Origin of the sequence: Pseudooceanicola lipolyticus (assembly GCF_002786325.1) — a bacterium.
Taxonomy (GTDB): Bacteria; Pseudomonadota; Alphaproteobacteria; order Rhodobacterales; family Rhodobacteraceae; genus Pseudooceanicola_C; species Pseudooceanicola_C lipolyticus.
Genome location: NZ_PGTB01000005.1, coordinates 24454 through 40848, shown reverse-complemented (window position 1 = coordinate 40848; position 16395 = coordinate 24454). Strand labels below are relative to the sequence as shown.

The 16395-nt window shown below is 65.0% G+C and carries 14 protein-coding genes; 7 read left to right on the top strand and 7 right to left on the bottom strand.

The window, feature by feature from the left end:
- Positions 1-3: 3 nt before the first annotated feature.
- From CVM52_RS03665 to CVM52_RS03655, 3 genes are all read right to left on the bottom strand, one after another.
- Positions 4-891 carry a carbohydrate ABC transporter permease gene (locus tag CVM52_RS03665; RefSeq protein ID WP_205964864.1) on the bottom strand — a complete coding sequence of 296 codons (888 nt, stop codon included), beginning with the start codon at positions 889-891 and terminating at the stop codon, positions 4-6.
- On the bottom strand, positions 888-2063 hold the full coding sequence (locus CVM52_RS03660; protein WP_100161244.1) for an ABC transporter ATP-binding protein: 1176 nt from the start codon (positions 2061-2063) through the stop codon (positions 888-890). The genes CVM52_RS03665 and CVM52_RS03660 overlap by 4 nt, the downstream gene beginning before the upstream one ends.
- 66 nt (positions 2064-2129) lie before the next feature.
- Positions 2130-3407 (bottom strand): extracellular solute-binding protein, encoded by a 1278-nt coding sequence (locus CVM52_RS03655; RefSeq protein ID WP_100161243.1) that lies wholly within the window; start codon positions 3405-3407, stop codon positions 2130-2132.
- 240 nt (positions 3408-3647) lie between these two features.
- On the opposite strand from CVM52_RS03655, the gene CVM52_RS03650 reads away from it, so the two are divergent.
- Positions 3648-4457: a phosphodiesterase gene (locus CVM52_RS03650; protein WP_172720895.1), complete on the top strand. Its 810-nt coding sequence runs from the start codon at positions 3648-3650 to the stop codon at positions 4455-4457.
- A gap of 90 nt (positions 4458-4547) precedes the next feature.
- Here CVM52_RS03650 and CVM52_RS03645 read toward each other — a convergent pair whose 3' ends face one another.
- Genes CVM52_RS03645 through CVM52_RS03635 form a run of 3 tightly spaced genes read right to left on the bottom strand, consistent with a single transcriptional unit; the run spans position 4548 to position 8531 of the window.
- A complete protein-coding gene (locus CVM52_RS03645) occupies positions 4548-5330 on the bottom strand; it encodes a carnitinyl-CoA dehydratase (RefSeq protein ID WP_100161241.1) in 783 nt (260 codons plus the stop codon).
- The gene (locus tag CVM52_RS03640; protein WP_100161240.1) at positions 5327-7369 is read right to left on the bottom strand and encodes an acetate--CoA ligase family protein; all 2043 of its coding nucleotides are present in this window, start codon (positions 7367-7369) and stop codon (positions 5327-5329) included. Before CVM52_RS03640 ends, CVM52_RS03645 begins: the two co-directional genes overlap by 4 nt.
- A gap of 1 nt (position 7370) precedes the next feature.
- The gene (locus CVM52_RS03635) at positions 7371-8531 is read right to left on the bottom strand and encodes an acyl-CoA dehydrogenase family protein (protein WP_100161239.1); all 1161 of its coding nucleotides are present in this window, start codon (positions 8529-8531) and stop codon (positions 7371-7373) included.
- Positions 8532-8624: 93 nt separating this feature from the next.
- On the opposite strand from CVM52_RS03635, the gene CVM52_RS03630 reads away from it, so the two are divergent.
- Entirely contained in the window at positions 8625-9563 is a 939-nt protein-coding gene (locus tag CVM52_RS03630; protein ID WP_205964863.1) for a GlxA family transcriptional regulator, read from the top strand.
- Positions 9564-9662: 99 nt separating this feature from the next.
- Here the strand turns inward: CVM52_RS03630 and CVM52_RS03625 are convergent, their stop codons facing one another.
- Positions 9663-10328: a TetR/AcrR family transcriptional regulator gene (locus CVM52_RS03625; protein ID WP_240620851.1), complete on the bottom strand. Its 666-nt coding sequence runs from the start codon at positions 10326-10328 to the stop codon at positions 9663-9665.
- A gap of 77 nt (positions 10329-10405) precedes the next feature.
- Between CVM52_RS03625 and CVM52_RS03620 the strand changes: the two genes are divergently transcribed.
- The 5 genes from CVM52_RS03620 to CVM52_RS03600 all read left to right on the top strand — a co-directional run bounded on the left by CVM52_RS03620 (position 10406) and on the right by CVM52_RS03600 (position 16376).
- Positions 10406-10969, top strand: coding sequence for a carboxymuconolactone decarboxylase family protein (locus CVM52_RS03620; protein WP_100161236.1), 564 nt, complete (start codon positions 10406-10408; stop codon positions 10967-10969).
- Between the two features lie 343 nt (positions 10970-11312).
- Positions 11313-12992, top strand: a complete 1680-nt coding sequence (locus tag CVM52_RS03615; protein WP_100161235.1) for a thiamine pyrophosphate-dependent enzyme — start codon at positions 11313-11315, stop codon at positions 12990-12992.
- 167 nt (positions 12993-13159) lie between these two features.
- The gene (locus CVM52_RS03610) at positions 13160-14338 is read left to right on the top strand and encodes a thiolase family protein (RefSeq protein WP_100161234.1); all 1179 of its coding nucleotides are present in this window, start codon (positions 13160-13162) and stop codon (positions 14336-14338) included.
- Entirely contained in the window at positions 14335-15573 is a 1239-nt protein-coding gene (locus tag CVM52_RS03605; protein WP_100161233.1) for an SDR family oxidoreductase, read from the top strand. The genes CVM52_RS03610 and CVM52_RS03605 overlap by 4 nt, the downstream gene beginning before the upstream one ends.
- Entirely contained in the window at positions 15573-16376 is an 804-nt protein-coding gene (locus CVM52_RS03600; protein WP_100161294.1) for a cyclase family protein, read from the top strand. The genes CVM52_RS03605 and CVM52_RS03600 overlap by 1 nt, the downstream gene beginning before the upstream one ends.
- The last annotated feature ends 19 nt before the right edge of the window (positions 16377-16395 follow it).

Below are 16395 nucleotides of genomic sequence, written 5' to 3'. Positions count from 1 at the left end.
CCCTTATCGCGCGGTGCGGTCGGCCAGCAGGGTCTGGATCAGCGCAAAAACAAAGATCACCCCGAGGAAGAAGACCGACAACGCCGCCGCATAGCCCATGTTGAAATATTCGAACCCTTCAAGGAAGGTCAGGTAAAGGAACACCTCCGAGGCGTGGTCCGGCTGGCCCTGGGTCAACAGCGCCACCGTATCGAACAGCTTGAATGCCGTGATCGAAGAGGTCACCGCCACAAAGACCGAGGTTGGCGCCAGCGCCGGCCAGGTGACGCGCAGGAACTCGTCCACCGGGTGATCCGCGCCGTCGATCTTGGCCGCGTCATACAGGCTGCGCGGGATCGCAGTGAGCCCGGCGATGAACAGCACCATGTTGAACCCGATGATCGCCCACAGGGAAATTCCCGCCAATGACACCAGCACCACTTCGGGCGACCCGAGAAAATTCACCGGCCCCAGCCCGAGGCTGCCCAGCCATTCGTTCAGGATGCCCTGCCGGCTGTCCATCAATGCGGACCAGACCAACGCCATCGCGGTCAGCGTCGAGGTCACCGGCATGAAATAGACGATCTCGAAGAAGGATCGGAACTGTTTGCGCTTCTGGATCGAGATCGCCAGCAGCAGCGGGATCACAAAGGCGCAGGGCAGGAAGATGGCCGCGTAGATCGCCGTATTGCGCAGGGCATTGCCGAATTGCGCATCGCCGAACATCCGCTTGTAATTATCCAGCCCGACCCATTCCCAATAATCGCTGATCAGCGTGTAATCGGTCAGCGAGGCCAACACGACGGCGATCATCGGCACCACGTAGATCAGCGCAATCAGAAGGCTTGCAGGGGCCACCATCGCATAGGCCAGCCGCGCCTGCCGCCGCCGCAAAAGATTTTCCGCCCTCATGCCGGTATCTCCGCGCGCGCCATCACCGCCGGCCCGGCAACCCGCTGCCCGTCCGCTGCGAACAGCAACACCGCACCCAATGGCACCTCGGCCGCGAAAGTGTCGGGAACCGGGATCGGTGCCGAACCATCGGGGGCTTTCTGCAGTCGCAGCCGCAGGGGAATATCCGGCGCATGGGCCAGGCTGCCATGCACCACCAATTCGCCGCCCAGATCCTCGACCGCGCGGCGCACCACCTGCAAGCCAAAGCATCCCCCGGCCGTGCCGGCATCCGCCAGCCGGATCGCCTCGGGCCGGATACCCAGCATGAGGTCGGTGCCTTCTGCCTGCCCGCTGGCCACCGGCAGCGCCTGACCGGCCAGCTGCAGCGCACCCGCGGCGGCGCGCACCGGCAGAAGGTTCACCTCTGGCGAGCCGATAAACCGCGCCACGTCCGCCGAGGCCGGATCGCCATACAGCGCTGCCGGAGGACCAACCTGCAACAGGTGTCCTTCCTGCAGCAGCGCCACCCGGTCCGACATGGTCATCGCCTCGACCTGGTCATGAGTGACATAGACAAACGTCAGCCCCGAATTCCGGTGCAGTTCGACGATCTCGCGCCGCACCTCGACCCGCAGCTTAGCGTCGAGATTCGACAGCGGCTCGTCCATCAGGAACAGGCTCGGATCGCGCACCAGTGCCCGCCCCAGCGCCACCCGCTGTCGCTGACCCCCCGAAAGCGAGGCGGGTCGCCGGTCCAGCAGATGCGCGATGCGCAACTGCTCGGCCACCTGCTGCACCTTGGCGGCGATCTCGCGCCGGGTTTCGGCATGGCGGGGCGTGAGGAACTTGGCCCCCGGCAGCCGTGCCCGCATCGGCAGGCGGCCCATCACCAGCGGCATCGCCATGTTCTGCGCCACGCTCATATGCGGGTACAGCGCATAGTCCTGAAACACCAAGGCCACGTTGCGCGCCTTGGGGGTGGCCTGGTCCACCGCTTTGCCATCAATCTCGATCCGGCCGCTATCGGCGGTCTCCAACCCGGAAATGATCCGCAGCAGGGTCGATTTTCCGCAGCCCGAGGCGCCCACCAGCGACAGGAACTCGCCGTCCTGAACCTCGAGGCTGATCCCCTTCAGGACCCGGGTTTCGCCAAAGGATTTCTTGATGTCGGTAAGGGTGAGACGTGCCATGTCCTGAACCTGTCAAAATGCAGGCGGGGGCCCGGAAGGCCCCCGCCCGGTTGGATGGTTGCGCAATCAGCGCTGCATCAGCTTCTCTGCGATGGCCTTCAGCTCGGCAGCGCCGGCCTCCGGCGCCGTCTCGCCCAGCATGACGGCACGGATCACCGAACGCTGGTCGCGCCAGATCTTCTCGGACTGGGTGCCCGGATAGCCGTACCAGGCGCCGGCCCGGTCATATTGGCTCGACGGCGTCGCAAAATAAGGCTCGGCCTTGTAATAGGCGCCGAGATATTCCTCTTCCAGCGACATCACGTTGGTCGGCAGATAGCCGGTGTTCTTGGCGGTCAGTTCCTGGCCTTTCGGGCCGGTGAGGAACTTCAGGTATTCCCAGACCGCAGCCTGTTTCTCGGGGTCCTGGGTGGTGATGATCCCTGCATTGCCGCCGGTGGGCAGAGTGCCATTGGCGTCGTCCCACACGGTGAACTTGATCGAGCGCAGGTCAAAACCTTCGCCCACGCGTTCCTGCATCAGCTTGGCCGAGGCGGGAGAATTGGCGTAAAATCCGACCTTGCCCGAGGTGAAGGCGGTCAGCTGAGTGTCGATATCGGTATGCGGATCATAACCGCCCTCGGTCACGATGCGGCGGGCCAGCTTCATCGCCTCGACGCTGCGGCCGTCCTGGTCAAAGGTGACCTGATCGCCGGCGTCGTTCAGCATTTGACCGCCCTGCTGCGCGATCAGCACCTGGAACGGCCAGTCGTCGCCCCACTGGTCCACCGCATAGGACATGCCGTCGATGTCATCGCCAAGCGCGTCGATTTTGGCCGCCAGCGCCAGCACGCCGTCCCAATCCGTCGGGAAATCTTCGACGGCAACACCCACCTGCTGCAGCAGGTCGGCATTCACATACCACTGGATGACGGATGCGTTGAAAGGCATGCCGTATTGCACGCCGTCGACCTGGCCCAGTTCCAGCATTTGATCGGTATAGTTGGCCTCTTTCCAGCCGGCCTCTTCCTGCGCCATCAGCGTCGAAAGATCGGCAATCTGGCCGCGCGCCGCCATGGCACGCGCCAGCGAGGGCAGCTGGTTATAGGCTTCGAAGGCGCAATCGGGCAGCGTGTCGGTGGCCGAGCCGCGCATCAGCTTCAGGTGCGTGTCCGAATAGTTCTGCGCGGGGGCGGCATAGATCACCTCGATCTCGTCCTGCATCGCGTTGAACATCTCGGCCAGCGGCGCGTGTTGACGGCTCAGATGGCCGGCATTGGTCAGGCAGGTGATCTGGGTCTGGGCCTGAACGGCACCTGCCAAGGCAAATGTGGCCAGCGCCGCCAGCTTGAATTTCGAGATCATGAGTCTTCCTTTGCGGTCGGGGGCCTGCGAAGCGGGCCGTGAAGGGCAAATGTCGCCAGGGCGTGAACCCGGAACATGCGCGGCTGACTAGCCGGGCAGTCGTGACGGAACGGCGACGGTTTTCCAAAGTCTCGACAACGGTTCTGTGAAAGAATGATGAACTTCGCCGGGACAAGGCGGGCCGTCGCATACCTGTCACGCAACCAGCCTATGGCGCCCTCCATCAAGGAGACTGCCCGCATGAAGATCATTCACATCACCGACACCCATCTGGTGCCTGCCGGCCAGACGCTGCACACACTCGATCCCGCCGCGCGGCTCAAACGGGTGCTCGACGACGTCAACCAGACGCACCCGGACGCCGATCTGGTGGTGCTGACCGGCGACCTGACGCAGGACGGCAACCCGGCCGCCTATGCCCTGCTGAAGTCATTGCTGTCCGAGTTGTCGATGCCGGTGCGCCTGCTGCTGGGCAATCACGATGCGCGCGACAACTTCCGCGCCGCCTTCCCGGATCATCCCGTCGACCGCCACGGGTTCATTCAGTCGATGATGCCGGTCCCGGGTTCCGATGACCGGCTGCTGTTCCTCGACAGCAATTCCGCCAGTGAAATCGGCGGCCGGTATTGCGAGGCGCGTGCCGCCTGGCTGCGCGAAACGCTGGCGGCCTGCCCGGAAAGCCCGTTGACCGTCTTCATCCATCATCCCCCGGTGGCGCATGGTATGGCGCATTTCGACAATATCGGACTGCATGACAGCGAGGTGCTGATGCAGATCCTGCGTGCGCATCCGGGCGGAGTGCGGCACATCTTTTTCGGCCACATCCACATCCCGATGACCGGCACCACCCGTGACGGCATCGGCTTTACCGCCGGCCGCGGCTGCACCCATCAGTTCCGCCAGGAGTTCAGGAACCCCGCTCCCGACTGGATCGCCGGCGTGCCCAATTACGCGGTGATCACGCTGACCCCCGAGCTGTTGTCCTGCCACGGCGTGGATACGATAGATGCCCAGGCAATCGCGCCGGCGAACGTTTGCGCCGGCCCCTGACGGGAATGCGCGGGGCGCCCGTTCTGGTCGGCTGGATCGGATTGGGCACCCTTGGTTTACCCAGCACAGGCGGTAAAAGGGTGCCGCCCCTCAGCGGCCCTTCCAGACCGGGTCTCGTTTCTCGGCGAAGGCGCGGGCGCCTTCGCGCTGGTCTTCCGCACGGTATAGCCGCTCGACCGTCTCGAACTGGCTGCGCACCACGCGATTCATCGCGTCCTGGAACTTCATATCCTCGGCTTCTCGCACGATTTCCTTGAGGGCGGCAAAGACCAGCGGCGGCCCGGATGCCAGGTGGTCGGCAAGATCGCGGGCCTGGCGCATCAGCTTCTCGGCGGGCACCGAGCGATTGATCAGACCCCAGCCAAGCGCTTCGGTCGTGTCAAACCAGCGCCCGGTCAGCAGCAGCTCCATGGCGATATGATAGGGGATGCGCTTGGGCAGCTTGATCGACGCGGCGTCGGCCACCGTACCCGAGCGGATTTCCGGCAGGGCAAAACTGGCGTGATCGGCGGCCAAGATAATGTCGGCCGACAAGGCCAGTTCAAGCCCGCCACCACAGCAGATGCCGTTCACCGCCGCGATCACCGGCTTGTTCAGGTGCGGCAACTCCTGCAACCCGCCAAAGCCGCCGGGGCCGTAATCGGTATCGGCCGCCTCACCTTCGGAGGCGGCCTTGAGATCCCAACCGGGGCAAAAGAACTTTTTCCCGGCACCGGTGATGATCGCAACGCGCAGGTCGGGATCGTCCCGGAAGGCGAGAAAGGTTTCGCCCATCTCCCGGCTGGTCGCACTGTCGATGGCATTGGCCTTGGGGCGGTCGAGCGTCACCTCGAGCACGGCGCCGCGCCGTTCGATGCGGATGTTCTTGGTCATGCGGGATCTCCCATCCGGATGAGTGCGTCCGCCACGATTGCGCCGGAGGTGCCGCAAATCAACGGATTGATTTCAATCTCTTCCAGCGATCCGGACCGCGCCTCGACAAAGCTTTGCAACAGCATGACCGAATCCAGCACCGCTTCGATATCTGCCGCCGGCCGACCGCGATAGCCGGTCAGCACCGCGCCCGTGCGCAGACCGGCCAAAGCGGTGCGGATCTCGTCGCGGCTCACTGGCAGCAACAGCGACCAGGTGTCGCCGACCAGTTCGGTCAGGATGCCGCCCATTCCAACGGTCAGAACAAAGCCATGCGCCGGATCATGCGTAATGCTCACCAGCAGCTCTGCCAGATTGTCGGTGATCATCTCTTCGACGAGAAAGCGGGTACAACCCATGGCGCGGGCGGTTACCTCTACCGCCGCGGCACTCGCAATCCCCAGAACAACGGCGCCCTCCTCGGTCTTATGCGCCAGTCCCGTGCCCTTCAGCACCACTGGAAAGCCGATCTGCTCTGCGCAGGCGGCGGCCGCCTGTGCTGTCGCCGCAATCTGCGCGCGCGGCACCCGCAATCCCGCCGCCGACAGAAGCGCCTTTGCCTCCGCCTCGTCAAAAACCCGCGTTTCGACGTTGCCGCGGGGCCGCAACAGCGGCGCCGTTTGCACCGCACCGCGGGTGCCGGCCGTGGCGGCCGCCCGAATGGCGCGGAGGGCCTCGCTCATACCGCACAGCGGCGTGACCCCGGCCGCGATGAGCCTGGCGCAATAGTCTTCCGGTAAACCTTCGGGCAACAGCGACACCACCGCCATCGGTTTGCCCGTCAACCTCCGGGTCTCGATCACGGCCTCGACCACTTGCTCGAAGTCCAGCGCCGAAAAGCGATCGGTGCGCGGCATGTCCAGCACAACGCATGTCAGCGCCTGATCCGATTGGGCCAGGGCGCTGAAACAGGCCACCAAGGCGGCGCGATTGCCCCAGATATGGGTGTTGTAATCCAACGGGTTGGCCAGGGCGACCCGCGGGCCCAGAACCGCCTGCAAAGCCTGCCGCTGAGCCGGGTCGAGGGGAGGAAAGGCCAGCCCGGCCGCGGCCCCCAGATCCGCCATCAGCGAAGCTTCGCCCCCCGAGCAGGAGGCAGAGGCGACGGTTGCGCCGGTCAAACCGCCAGTGACATGGCACAGTTTCAACGCCTCGATCAGTTCCACAGCCGAGTCGACCTGGGCGATGCCAAGACGGGCAAAAAGGGCCCGTGCGCCTGCATTGCTGCCAACCAGCGCGGCAGTATGCGACACCGCCGCCGAGCGTGCATTGTGCGACTGGCCCACCTTGAGGGCCACGACCGGCTTGCCAAGCGCCCGCGCGCGCGCCGACAACTGTTCCAATGCAGGCAGGTCGCTGATCCCTTCAATGTGAAGGCCCACGGCGGTTATGCGCGGGTCCTCCAGCAAGTCGATGCCCAGTGCGGCCATGGAAGTTTGCGCCTGATTGCCGACCGCCACCGCAACGGCCAGCGGCAGCCCCCGGCGCTGCATGGTCAGGTTCAGCAACACGTTCGACGACTGCCCCAGAATGGCAACCCCGCTGTCCAGAGCGACCATTCCGTGGCGGTCCGGCCAAAGCGCCACGCCCTCCAGCATGTTCACAAAGCCATAGCAATTGGGCCCGAGAATGCGCATCGCCCCGGTGGCTTCGACCAGCCGTGCCTGCAGATCAGCCCCATCGTGAAGCTCGACAATGGCCTCGGCATAACCGTTTGCAAAACAGACCGCCCCACCGCAGCCCAAGACCGACAGATGGCCCACCACGTCGATGGTCTTTTCCCGGTTTACCCCGATGAAAGCCGCGTCGGGGACACCCGGCAAAGCCGCGACAGACGGGTAAGCGGGCAACCCCTCGACCTCGGGCCTGGATGGATGCACCGGCCAGACCGGGCCATCAAAGCCGCTGTCGCGGCATTGCGACACGACAGCGGCGCACCAGGACCCGCCACCGACAACCGCAATCGATCCGGGAGAGAACAGGCGCGAGAACCGCTCCATATCAGGCGCCCAGCGGCCGGAAAAGTTCGCGGCTGATGATGTGGCGCTGAATCTCCGAGGTGCCGTCCCAGATCCGTTCGACACGGGCGTCGCGCCAGAACCGCTCGATCGGCAGGTCATCCATCAGGCCCATGCCGCCATGGATCTGCAACGTCGCGTCGGTCACCCGGGCGAGCATTTCCGTGGCATAGAGCTTGGCCGAGGCGATTTCCCGGTTCGCCGGCAATCCCTGGTCCAACCGCCAGGCCGCGGCCAGTGTCAGCCAGTCCGCGGCATCGATTTCCGTGATCATGTCGGCGATCTGAAAGCTGACACCCTGGAATTTGGCGATGGGTTGGCCGAATTGGCTGCGACCGGCGGCATAGTCCAGCGCATGATCGAAGACGCGCCGCGCCCGGCCCACCGCCATGGTGGCCACCGAGATCCGCGTGGCGTAAAGCCACTCGTTCATCACCTCAAAGCCACTGCCGACCACGCCCAGAACCTGCGCATCGGGCAAGCGGCAATTGTCGAAGTACAGGATGCTGTTCTTGTACCCCCGGTGCGAAACCGAACGATAGCCATTGGCGATCTCGAAGCCCGGAGTGCCGCGGTCGACCAGAAAACAGGTGATCTGCTTCTTCGGGCCGCGCGGGGTGTCCTCCACGCCCGTGGCAACAAACACCACCACGAAATCGGCGTGATCGGCCCCCGATATGAAATGCTTGGAACCGTTCAGCACCCAGTCGCCGCCCTCTCGCACCGCCGAACATTTCATGCCCCTGACATCCGAGCCCGCCTCCGGCTCGGTCATTGCCAGCGCGTCCATTTTTTCGCCGCGCACCGCCGGCAGCAGATAGCGGTCGACCTGGTCGCCGGTGCAGGCCATCAGGATGTTCTGCGGGCGCCCGAAAAAATGGGTCAGCGCGACCGAACCGCGCCCCAACTCGCGCTCGACCAGGGCGAATTCCAGGTGGCTCAACCCCGGACCGCCCACGCTTTGAGGGAAATTCGATGCATAGAAGCCCAGGTCGAGGCACTTCTGCTTGATGTCCTGGGCGATCTCGGCCGGAACCTCGCCGGTTTTTTCGACAAGCGCTTCGTGCGGATAGATCTCGCGCTCGACGAAACTGCGCACGGTCGAGACGATCAGCTCCTGCTCGTCGGTCAATCCAAAGTTCATGCGCGACCTCTTGATCGGATGGACCGAGAGTGAAATGGATCTTGCCGCCACATCGTGCAAAACTGGCACATGATCGTGCAGAACAGGCCGAAAATGCGACGCCCTCTCGATCTCGCCGTGCTGCTGTTCCCGGCGTTTTCGAACCATTGCCTTGCCAATTCCATCGAACCGCTGCGCGCGGCGAACGCGATCGCAAGACGGTGTTGTTTCCGCTGGCGCTTCGTTGGATTGACCGAAGGCGAGGTCGTCTCGTCCAGCGGTCTGTCCGTCCGCATCGACAGCACGCTGGGACGTGCAGAGGGCGGCGATTATCTGCTGGTCATGCCCAGCTATGATGTTGTGGACCTGGATACGCCGGAATGCCGCCGCGCCCTGCGCAGTGCGCGCAAGCGGTTTGCGCACCTGGTCGGCCTCGATACCGGTTCCTGGCTTTTGGCAGGCGCCGGGTTGCTCGATGGGCGACGGGCGACGATCCATCGCGAGGTCCAGATCGCCATGGCCGAACGGTTTCCCGACGTCCAGGTTTTGCCGGACCGCGTGATCGATGATGGCGACATCCTGTCATGCGGCGGCGCGCAGACCAGTTTCGAACTGGTGCTGGACCTGATCGAACGCAATTGCGGCCCGCTGTTGCGGCTGGAAGTGGCGGCGCTGTTTTTGGACCGCAGCACCGACGCGCCGCACAGCTCGCGCCCACCGGTGCCCGGCGGCACCGCCGAAGCGGCGATCTCGATCATGCTGCGCCACATCGAGACACCTCTGCCCATCGCCGAGATCGCCACTCAACTGGGCATGACCCGCAAGCGGCTGGAGCAGAAATGCCAGACCCGTTACGGGATCGGCCCAAGAGACCTGTACCGCACCATCCGCCTGCGAGAAGCGCGCTGGCTGGTCGAAACCTCCTCCCTTTCCGTGCGAGAGATCGCGCTGCGTTGTGGCTATGCCGATCCCAGCGCCCTCACCCGCGCCTTCAGGCAGGCATTCGACCTCTCGCCCCGGGCGCTGCGGGCGCATCTGGACCGCGCCGATTGACCCGCCGCGCAAGCCTGCGACCATTCTGTGTTGGTCGCCGGTTTTGCTGATCACCCTGACTGCGCCGCGGCGGGTTGCCTGGCATCGCCACGCAATCTGCTAGGGCTTTTTCGCATTGCCCAGTTCCTTTGCCAGGTCGACACAAAGATCCTGCATCCTTTGCGGATCCGTCTCGCGCTGTGCCTGGATTTTCAGTCCGAAGATATAGGTCTGAATGCGACGCGCCAGGCGATCCGGATCGCTGGCCGGGTCCAGTTCCCCGGCGGCGACGGCCCGATGCAGGGCGTCGGCGATAATCGCTTCGATCCGCTCAAGCTGGCCAATCACGAATATGCGCAGTTCACCCGCCTGCGGCAGTTCAAGCAATGACTTCACCAGCATGCAAGCGGTTGAAGGCAGGTCACCGGCGCTTAGGTTGGCAAGACCCCGCAGATGCTGTTGCAGAGCCGCAAGCGGAGAAGGGCTCGACCGGATCAGGGTACGCAACTCGGTTTCCATGCGGACGGCATACCGGTCCAACGTCGCCCGAAACAGCGCTTCTTTGCTTTGGAACGCCGCATAGATGGAACCCGGACGCATCGACAGCGTTGCTTCCAGGTCCTTGAGCGAGGTGGCGTGATAGCCCTTCTGCCAGAACAGCCGCATCGCGGCCTCCAGCGCCTCTTCCCGGTCAAAAGTTGCGGTTCTAGACATGGGAAAAATTTTTAACCCCAGCGCGAGGCCGGACACAACGGCATCACGAAAAGTTGTTGAGTGATTGCTCAACAATATACTTGAGCAATCACTCAAGAAAGAACAGGTTCTGCCTCATTCGACAACCTGCCCAGAAAAGGACATAGCAGATGACCAAGTTCGAGAAGTTCGACGAATCCAACGCCCCCGCCGAAGCCGTTCCGCTGATCGAGAAATCCAAGGCCGCATTCGGGCGGCTGCCCGGCCTTCACGCGGTTATGGCCGGGGCGCCGGCGCTGCTGGACGGATACCAGGTCCTGCATCGTCTGTTTGCCGAAGAAACCAGCTTTGATGCCGACGAAAAAACCGTGGTCTGGCAAACTATCAATGTCGCGCATGAGTGCCATTATTGCGTTCCGGCCCATACCGGCATCGCGAAGGCCATGAAGGTCAGCGACGAGATCTCGAACGCCTTGCGCGACGAAACCCCGCTGCCCTCGGCCAAGCTGGAGGCGCTGCGCAGCTTTACCCTTGCCATGCTGGAAAGCCGCGGTCGGCCCAGCGAGGCACAGATGCAGGCCTTCCTGGACGCCGGGTACAACCAGCGCCACGTTCTGGAGATCATCCTCGGCCTGGCCCAGAAGGTGATGAGCAACTACACCAATCACATTGCCGAGACGCCCGTCGACGAGGGCATGAAAAAATTCGCCTGGACTCCGAAGTCTCAGCGCTGAGCGATTGAGGGCCGGAGCTGGATCCGGCCCTTCCTTCGTCGAGAAAAGTGGAGGGTCTCCGGATCCTTGGTCCGTGGGCGATAACCGATCCGACAGAGCCGCTCCACCCGGTCTTGCGATGGCGCCCCGTCTCGGGCGGGTCGCTGTCAGCTGGGCCACACGACCGCCCCAGGCATCCTCAATCCCAAACATCACCGCCGGAAGAATCCGCCGCCGGCCCGACCTTCGACCTTGCATGCGCTGCCGTTCCTCTGCACACCAACCGCGGCGCCGGCGGATGACGCGCGCCGTCGGATTATAACGCGGGTTTCGCCCCCGCCCCGGTCACGAAAAGGACCCGACAATGACCCGCAACGGTGGACAGCTGCTTGTCGAGAGCCTGATTGCGCTTGGCGCGACCAAAAGCTTTGGCGTGCCGGGCGAAAGCTATCTTGCCGTGCTGGACGCGCTGCATGACACCCAGGGGAAGCTTGACTATGTGCTGTGCCGCAACGAGGGCGGCGCAAGTTTCATGGCCGCCGCCTATGGCAAGCTGACCGGCCGCCCGGGCATCTGCATGGTCACGCGCGGACCCGGCGCCACCAACGCCTCGATCGGGGTCCATACCGCGATGCAGGACAGCGTGCCGATGATCCTGCTGGTCGGCCAGGTTGGCACCGACATGAAGGGCCGCGAGGCGTTCCAGGAGGTCGACTATCGCGCGGTGTTCGGCACCATGGCGAAATGGGCGGTGGAAATCGACCAGGTCGATCGTATTCCGGAAATCCTGTCGCGGGCCTGGACGGTGGCGCAGTCGGGCCGCCCCGGACCGGTGGTGATCGCCCTGCCCGAAGACATGCTGACCTCGTCCACCGAGGCCGCGCCGCTGGCCGGTCCGGTCGAGATCGCCGAGGCCGGCCCGAGCGCGGCGGCGATGACCCGCCTGCACGCGATCCTGACCGAAGCCAAACGCCCGCTGATCCTTTATGGCGGCTGCAACTGGCGCGGCGAGGGCACGGCGCCGATGCAACGCTTTGCCGAGGCCAGCGACATCCCGGTGGTCTCTGTCTTCCGCTATCAGGACCAGTTCGACAACACCTCGCGGGTTTTCTGTGGTGAAGCCGGTGTCGGCATGACCCCCGCAGTGAAACAGCTGATCCGCGATGCCGATGTGATCCTTGCGGTCAACAACCGCTTTGGCGAGAACTCGACCGATGGCTATACCTTGCTGGACGTGCCGCAGCCGAAACAGCGGCTGATCCATGTCCACGCCTCCGACATCGAGATCGGCAAGGTCTATCGCCCCGAACTGGGCATTCAGGCCGGGCCCAATGCCTTCGCCGCCGCGCTTGGCGGCCTGCCCCCGGTAGAGGGCAACTGGGCGACCTGGCGCGCCGAGGCCCGCGCAGCCTACGAAGCCGGTTTTGACCTGCCCGACCTGCCCTCGCCGGTCGATATGGGCAAGGTCTGCGCACATCTGCGCCAGGTGCTGCCCGACGATGTGATCCTGACCAATGGCGCGGGCAACTTCGCGGTGTGGTCGGGCAAGTTTTTCCGATATGGCCCGGCGGCGCGGTTGCTGGCGCCGCAATCCGGCGCCATGGGATATGGCCTGCCGGCAGCCATCGCCGCCAAGATCACCTGCCCCGACCGCACCGTGGTGTGTTTTGCCGGGGATGGCGATTTCCAGATGAATTGCACGGAACTGGCCACCGCGATGCAGACCGGGGCGCAGCCCATCATCCTGGTGCTGAACAACGGCATCTACGGCACCATCCGCGCCCACCAGGAACGCCACTATCCCGCCCGTGTCTCGGGCACGACGATGGAGAACCCGGATTTCGTGGCGCTGGCAAAAGCCTATCGCTTCCATGCCGAGCGGGTCGAAACCACCGCCGATTTCGCCGCCGCCTTCGACCGTGCCCTGGCGTCGAAAACAGGCGCGCTGCTCGACCTGAACATTTCACCCGAGGCGCTGACCCCGCGCCAGTCTCTCAGCGAGATGCGCGCCGCCGCGCTGGCCTCGGCGAAGGCCGGCGCATGAGGTGATCGGGTTCCGCGTCCGGGCCGGTGGCTGCGGCGGGATCACCCCAATCACGACGGCCTACCAGCGCCCGGCCAGACGGTGCCGGGGAAATTTTCTCCGGACAGGGTAGGAATTGCTTTAAGTTTAAAACATAGTCGCGATCAGGGAAGCATGATTGATTCGAGATGACCGGATACCAGCGCCAGGCCTATCGGAACGTTGTGATCGCCGCGCCGGTCACGGTGCCCTACCAGCGCTATTCCGAAGAAGCCGCGCATTGGTGGTTCGGCGCAGCGCTGCGCGGGCTGGCGCAGCGCTCGGGGATCAGCCATCGCGATTTCGACGGTCTCAGCGCGGCCAGCTTTTCGCTCGCGCCGGACAGTGCGGTGGCGCTGACCCAGCATTTCGGCATGTCGGTGCGCTGGCTGGATAACGTACCGCTGGGCGGCGCGGCGGCCACCGCCGCGATCCGCCGCGCGGCGCGCGCGGTCGAAAGCGGCGATGCCGAGGTGGTGGCCTGCATCGCCGCCGATACCAACCATATCGACAGTTTCCGCCAGTCCCTGTCGAATTTTTCCCGCTTTGCCCAGGATGCCGTCTATCCCATCGGCGCCGGCGGGGCGAATGCCAGCTTTGCGCATCTCACCGACCATTATATGCGCCGCTATAACGCCACGCGCGAGGATTTCGGCCGCATCTGCGTGGCGCAGCGCACCAACGCGCTGGCCAATCCGAATGCGCTCATGAAAAAGCCGCTGACGCTGGAGGCCTATCTGGGGGCGCCGCCGATTTCGGAACCGATCCACCTGTTCGACTGCGTGATGCCCTGCGCCGGGGCCGAGGCGTTTCTGGTCATGCGCGAGGAAACCGCGACGGCCCAGGGCCTGCCATTTGTTCGCCTCGCCGGTTCGATCGAACGTCACCACGCCTTTCCCGACGACCCGGTGCAGGACCGTGGCGGCTGGGCCCGCGATGTGGACGAGCTCTATGCCATGGCGGGTTGTGGGCCAGCGGATATCGACGTGTTACAGACCTATGATGACTACCCGGTGATCGTGATGCTGCAATTCGAGGATCTGGGGTTCTGCGCCAAGGGCGAGGCCAAGGAATTCGTGCGCGCGCATGACCTGACCTTTGCCGGGGATTTCCCCCAGAACACCAGCGGCGGCCAATTGTCGGCCGGTCAGGCCGGTGCGGCGGGCGGGCATATGGGCGTGGTCGAGTCGCTGCGCCAGCTGCTGGGCGAGGCCGGCGCGCGGCAGGTCAAGACGCCGCGCCGCGCAATGGCCCTGGGCTTCGGGATGATCAATTACGACCGCGGCCTGTCCTCGGGTGCCGTCATTCTGGAAGGATCCGGCGCATGAGCCTGCCGCCGCCGCCCAGGAAAAACCCGCTGCTGCGCACGGCAACGCCGCTGCTGCCACCGCAGCCACGGTCGCGCCGGGCCTTCGGCCTGACCGCCGCCGCTGCCGAAGGCCGCTTTGCCCTGCAAAAATGCGCCGACTGCGGCACCGTCATTTACCCGGCGCGCGATGCCTGCCCCGCCTGCCTGGGCCAGTCGCTGCGCTTTGGAAATGTTTCGCCCGGTGGCGAATTATTATCCGTCACCCGGATCCACAGCACCGCCGACCCCTGTTTCCGGCGGCTGGTGCCGATCCGCCAGGGCCTGGTGCGGGCCGATGCCGGGCCCAATCTCATTTGTTTCCTGCTGGGCGATTGCGCGCCGGGCGGTCGGGTGACACTTTCGCTCAAGCTGGCACCGGGCGGCGATCCGGTCGTCTGCGCGCGGCCCGAGGGGGCACCGCTGTCGGAAATCGAGGATGACCCCATGTGGCGACAACTGACCGCCAATCCCGAACATGCCCGCGTGCTGATCAGCGATGGCCGCCACCCGGCGGCGGCGGCGATGGCACGGGCGCTGCTGGGTGCCGGCGCGGCACAGGTCTATGCCGGCATCGCCGAGCCCTGGAAGCCCAGTCCCGAGGCCGACCAGCTGGCAAAGATCGACGGTGTCGAGGTGATCGACCTCGACCCGCGCGACGAACGCTCGGTCGCCGAGGCCGCCGCCGCGCTGGCCGGCAAGATCGAAATCGTGGTGCAGTGCGGGTTCCACTATCGCCCCGGCACGGTGATGGACGCCAATGCGCCGCTGCGGCTGAAGGATATGATGGAAGGCGGCGCGCTGGGGCTGATGCGGCTGGCCCAGGCCTTTGGTCAGGCGATGATGGCGCGCGGTGCTGACGAACCGCGCCCGGCCCTGGCCTGGGTCAACGTGCTGAGCCTGGCCGCGCGCATGGCGCATCCGATGGCGGCGGCGCATTCGGCGGCGCAGGCCGCCGAACTGTCGCTGGCGCAGTCGCTGCGTGCCACTATGGCGCCGGGCGGCATCCGGGTGATCAACCTGTTCCACGGCGCGCTCGACCATGGCTGGTTCGAAGCGGTGCCGCCCCCCAAGGTCGCCCCCGGCACCCTGGGCAAGGCCGTGGTGACCGCCCTGACCGAGGGGCTGGAAGACATGTTCATCGGGCCGGAAGCCGAGGATTTCCGCGACCGGTTCAATGCCAATCCCAAGGAAGTCGAACGAAAGTGGTGGAGCTGATGCAGCCGCGTGACCAATCCCCGGCAGAGCTGCTGAGCGCCCTGACCGGGATGATCGCCTCGGGCGGGGTGCAGCTGGTCGATCTGACCCGAACCCTGTCGCCCGACGATCCCACCATCGTGATGCCGCCGGAATTCGGCCAGTCCTGGCCGGTGCGGATCGAACGGATCTCGCGCTATGACGCGGGCGGGCCCGCCTGGTACTGGAACAATCTCAGCTTTGGCGAACATACCGGCACCCATTTCGACGCGCCGGCGCATTGGATCACCGGGCGCGACCTGGCCTGCAACACCGTCGACACCATGCCGCTGCCGCCGATGGTGGCGCCGGTTTCGGTGATCGACTGCACCAAGGCCTGCGCGCAGGATGCCGATTACCTGCTGACCCGCGAGGCGATCCTCGCCTGGGAAGAGGAACACGGCCAGATCGCGCGCGATGAATGGGTGCTGATGCGCAGCGGCTGGGGCGACAAGACCGGCGCGGCATATGCCAACCTTAAATCCGACGGCGCGCATACCCCCGGCCCCGATGCCGGCGCCATCCGTCTGTTGGTCGAGGAACGCGGCATCCTGGGCTTTGGCACCGAAACCATCGGGACCGATTGGGGCCAGGCCGCACATCTCAACCCGCCCTACCCGGCCCACAGCATCCTGCACGGGCATGGCCGTTACGGGCTGCAATGCCTGACCGGGCTGGAGGCGCTGCCGCCGCGCGGCGCCGTGCTGATCGCCGCCCCGCTCAAGGTTCTGGCCGGGTCGGGCAGCCCGTTGCGCGTGCTGGCGCTGGTGCCTGCCGCCGTTTGACCCGTTTCACCCAAGGATC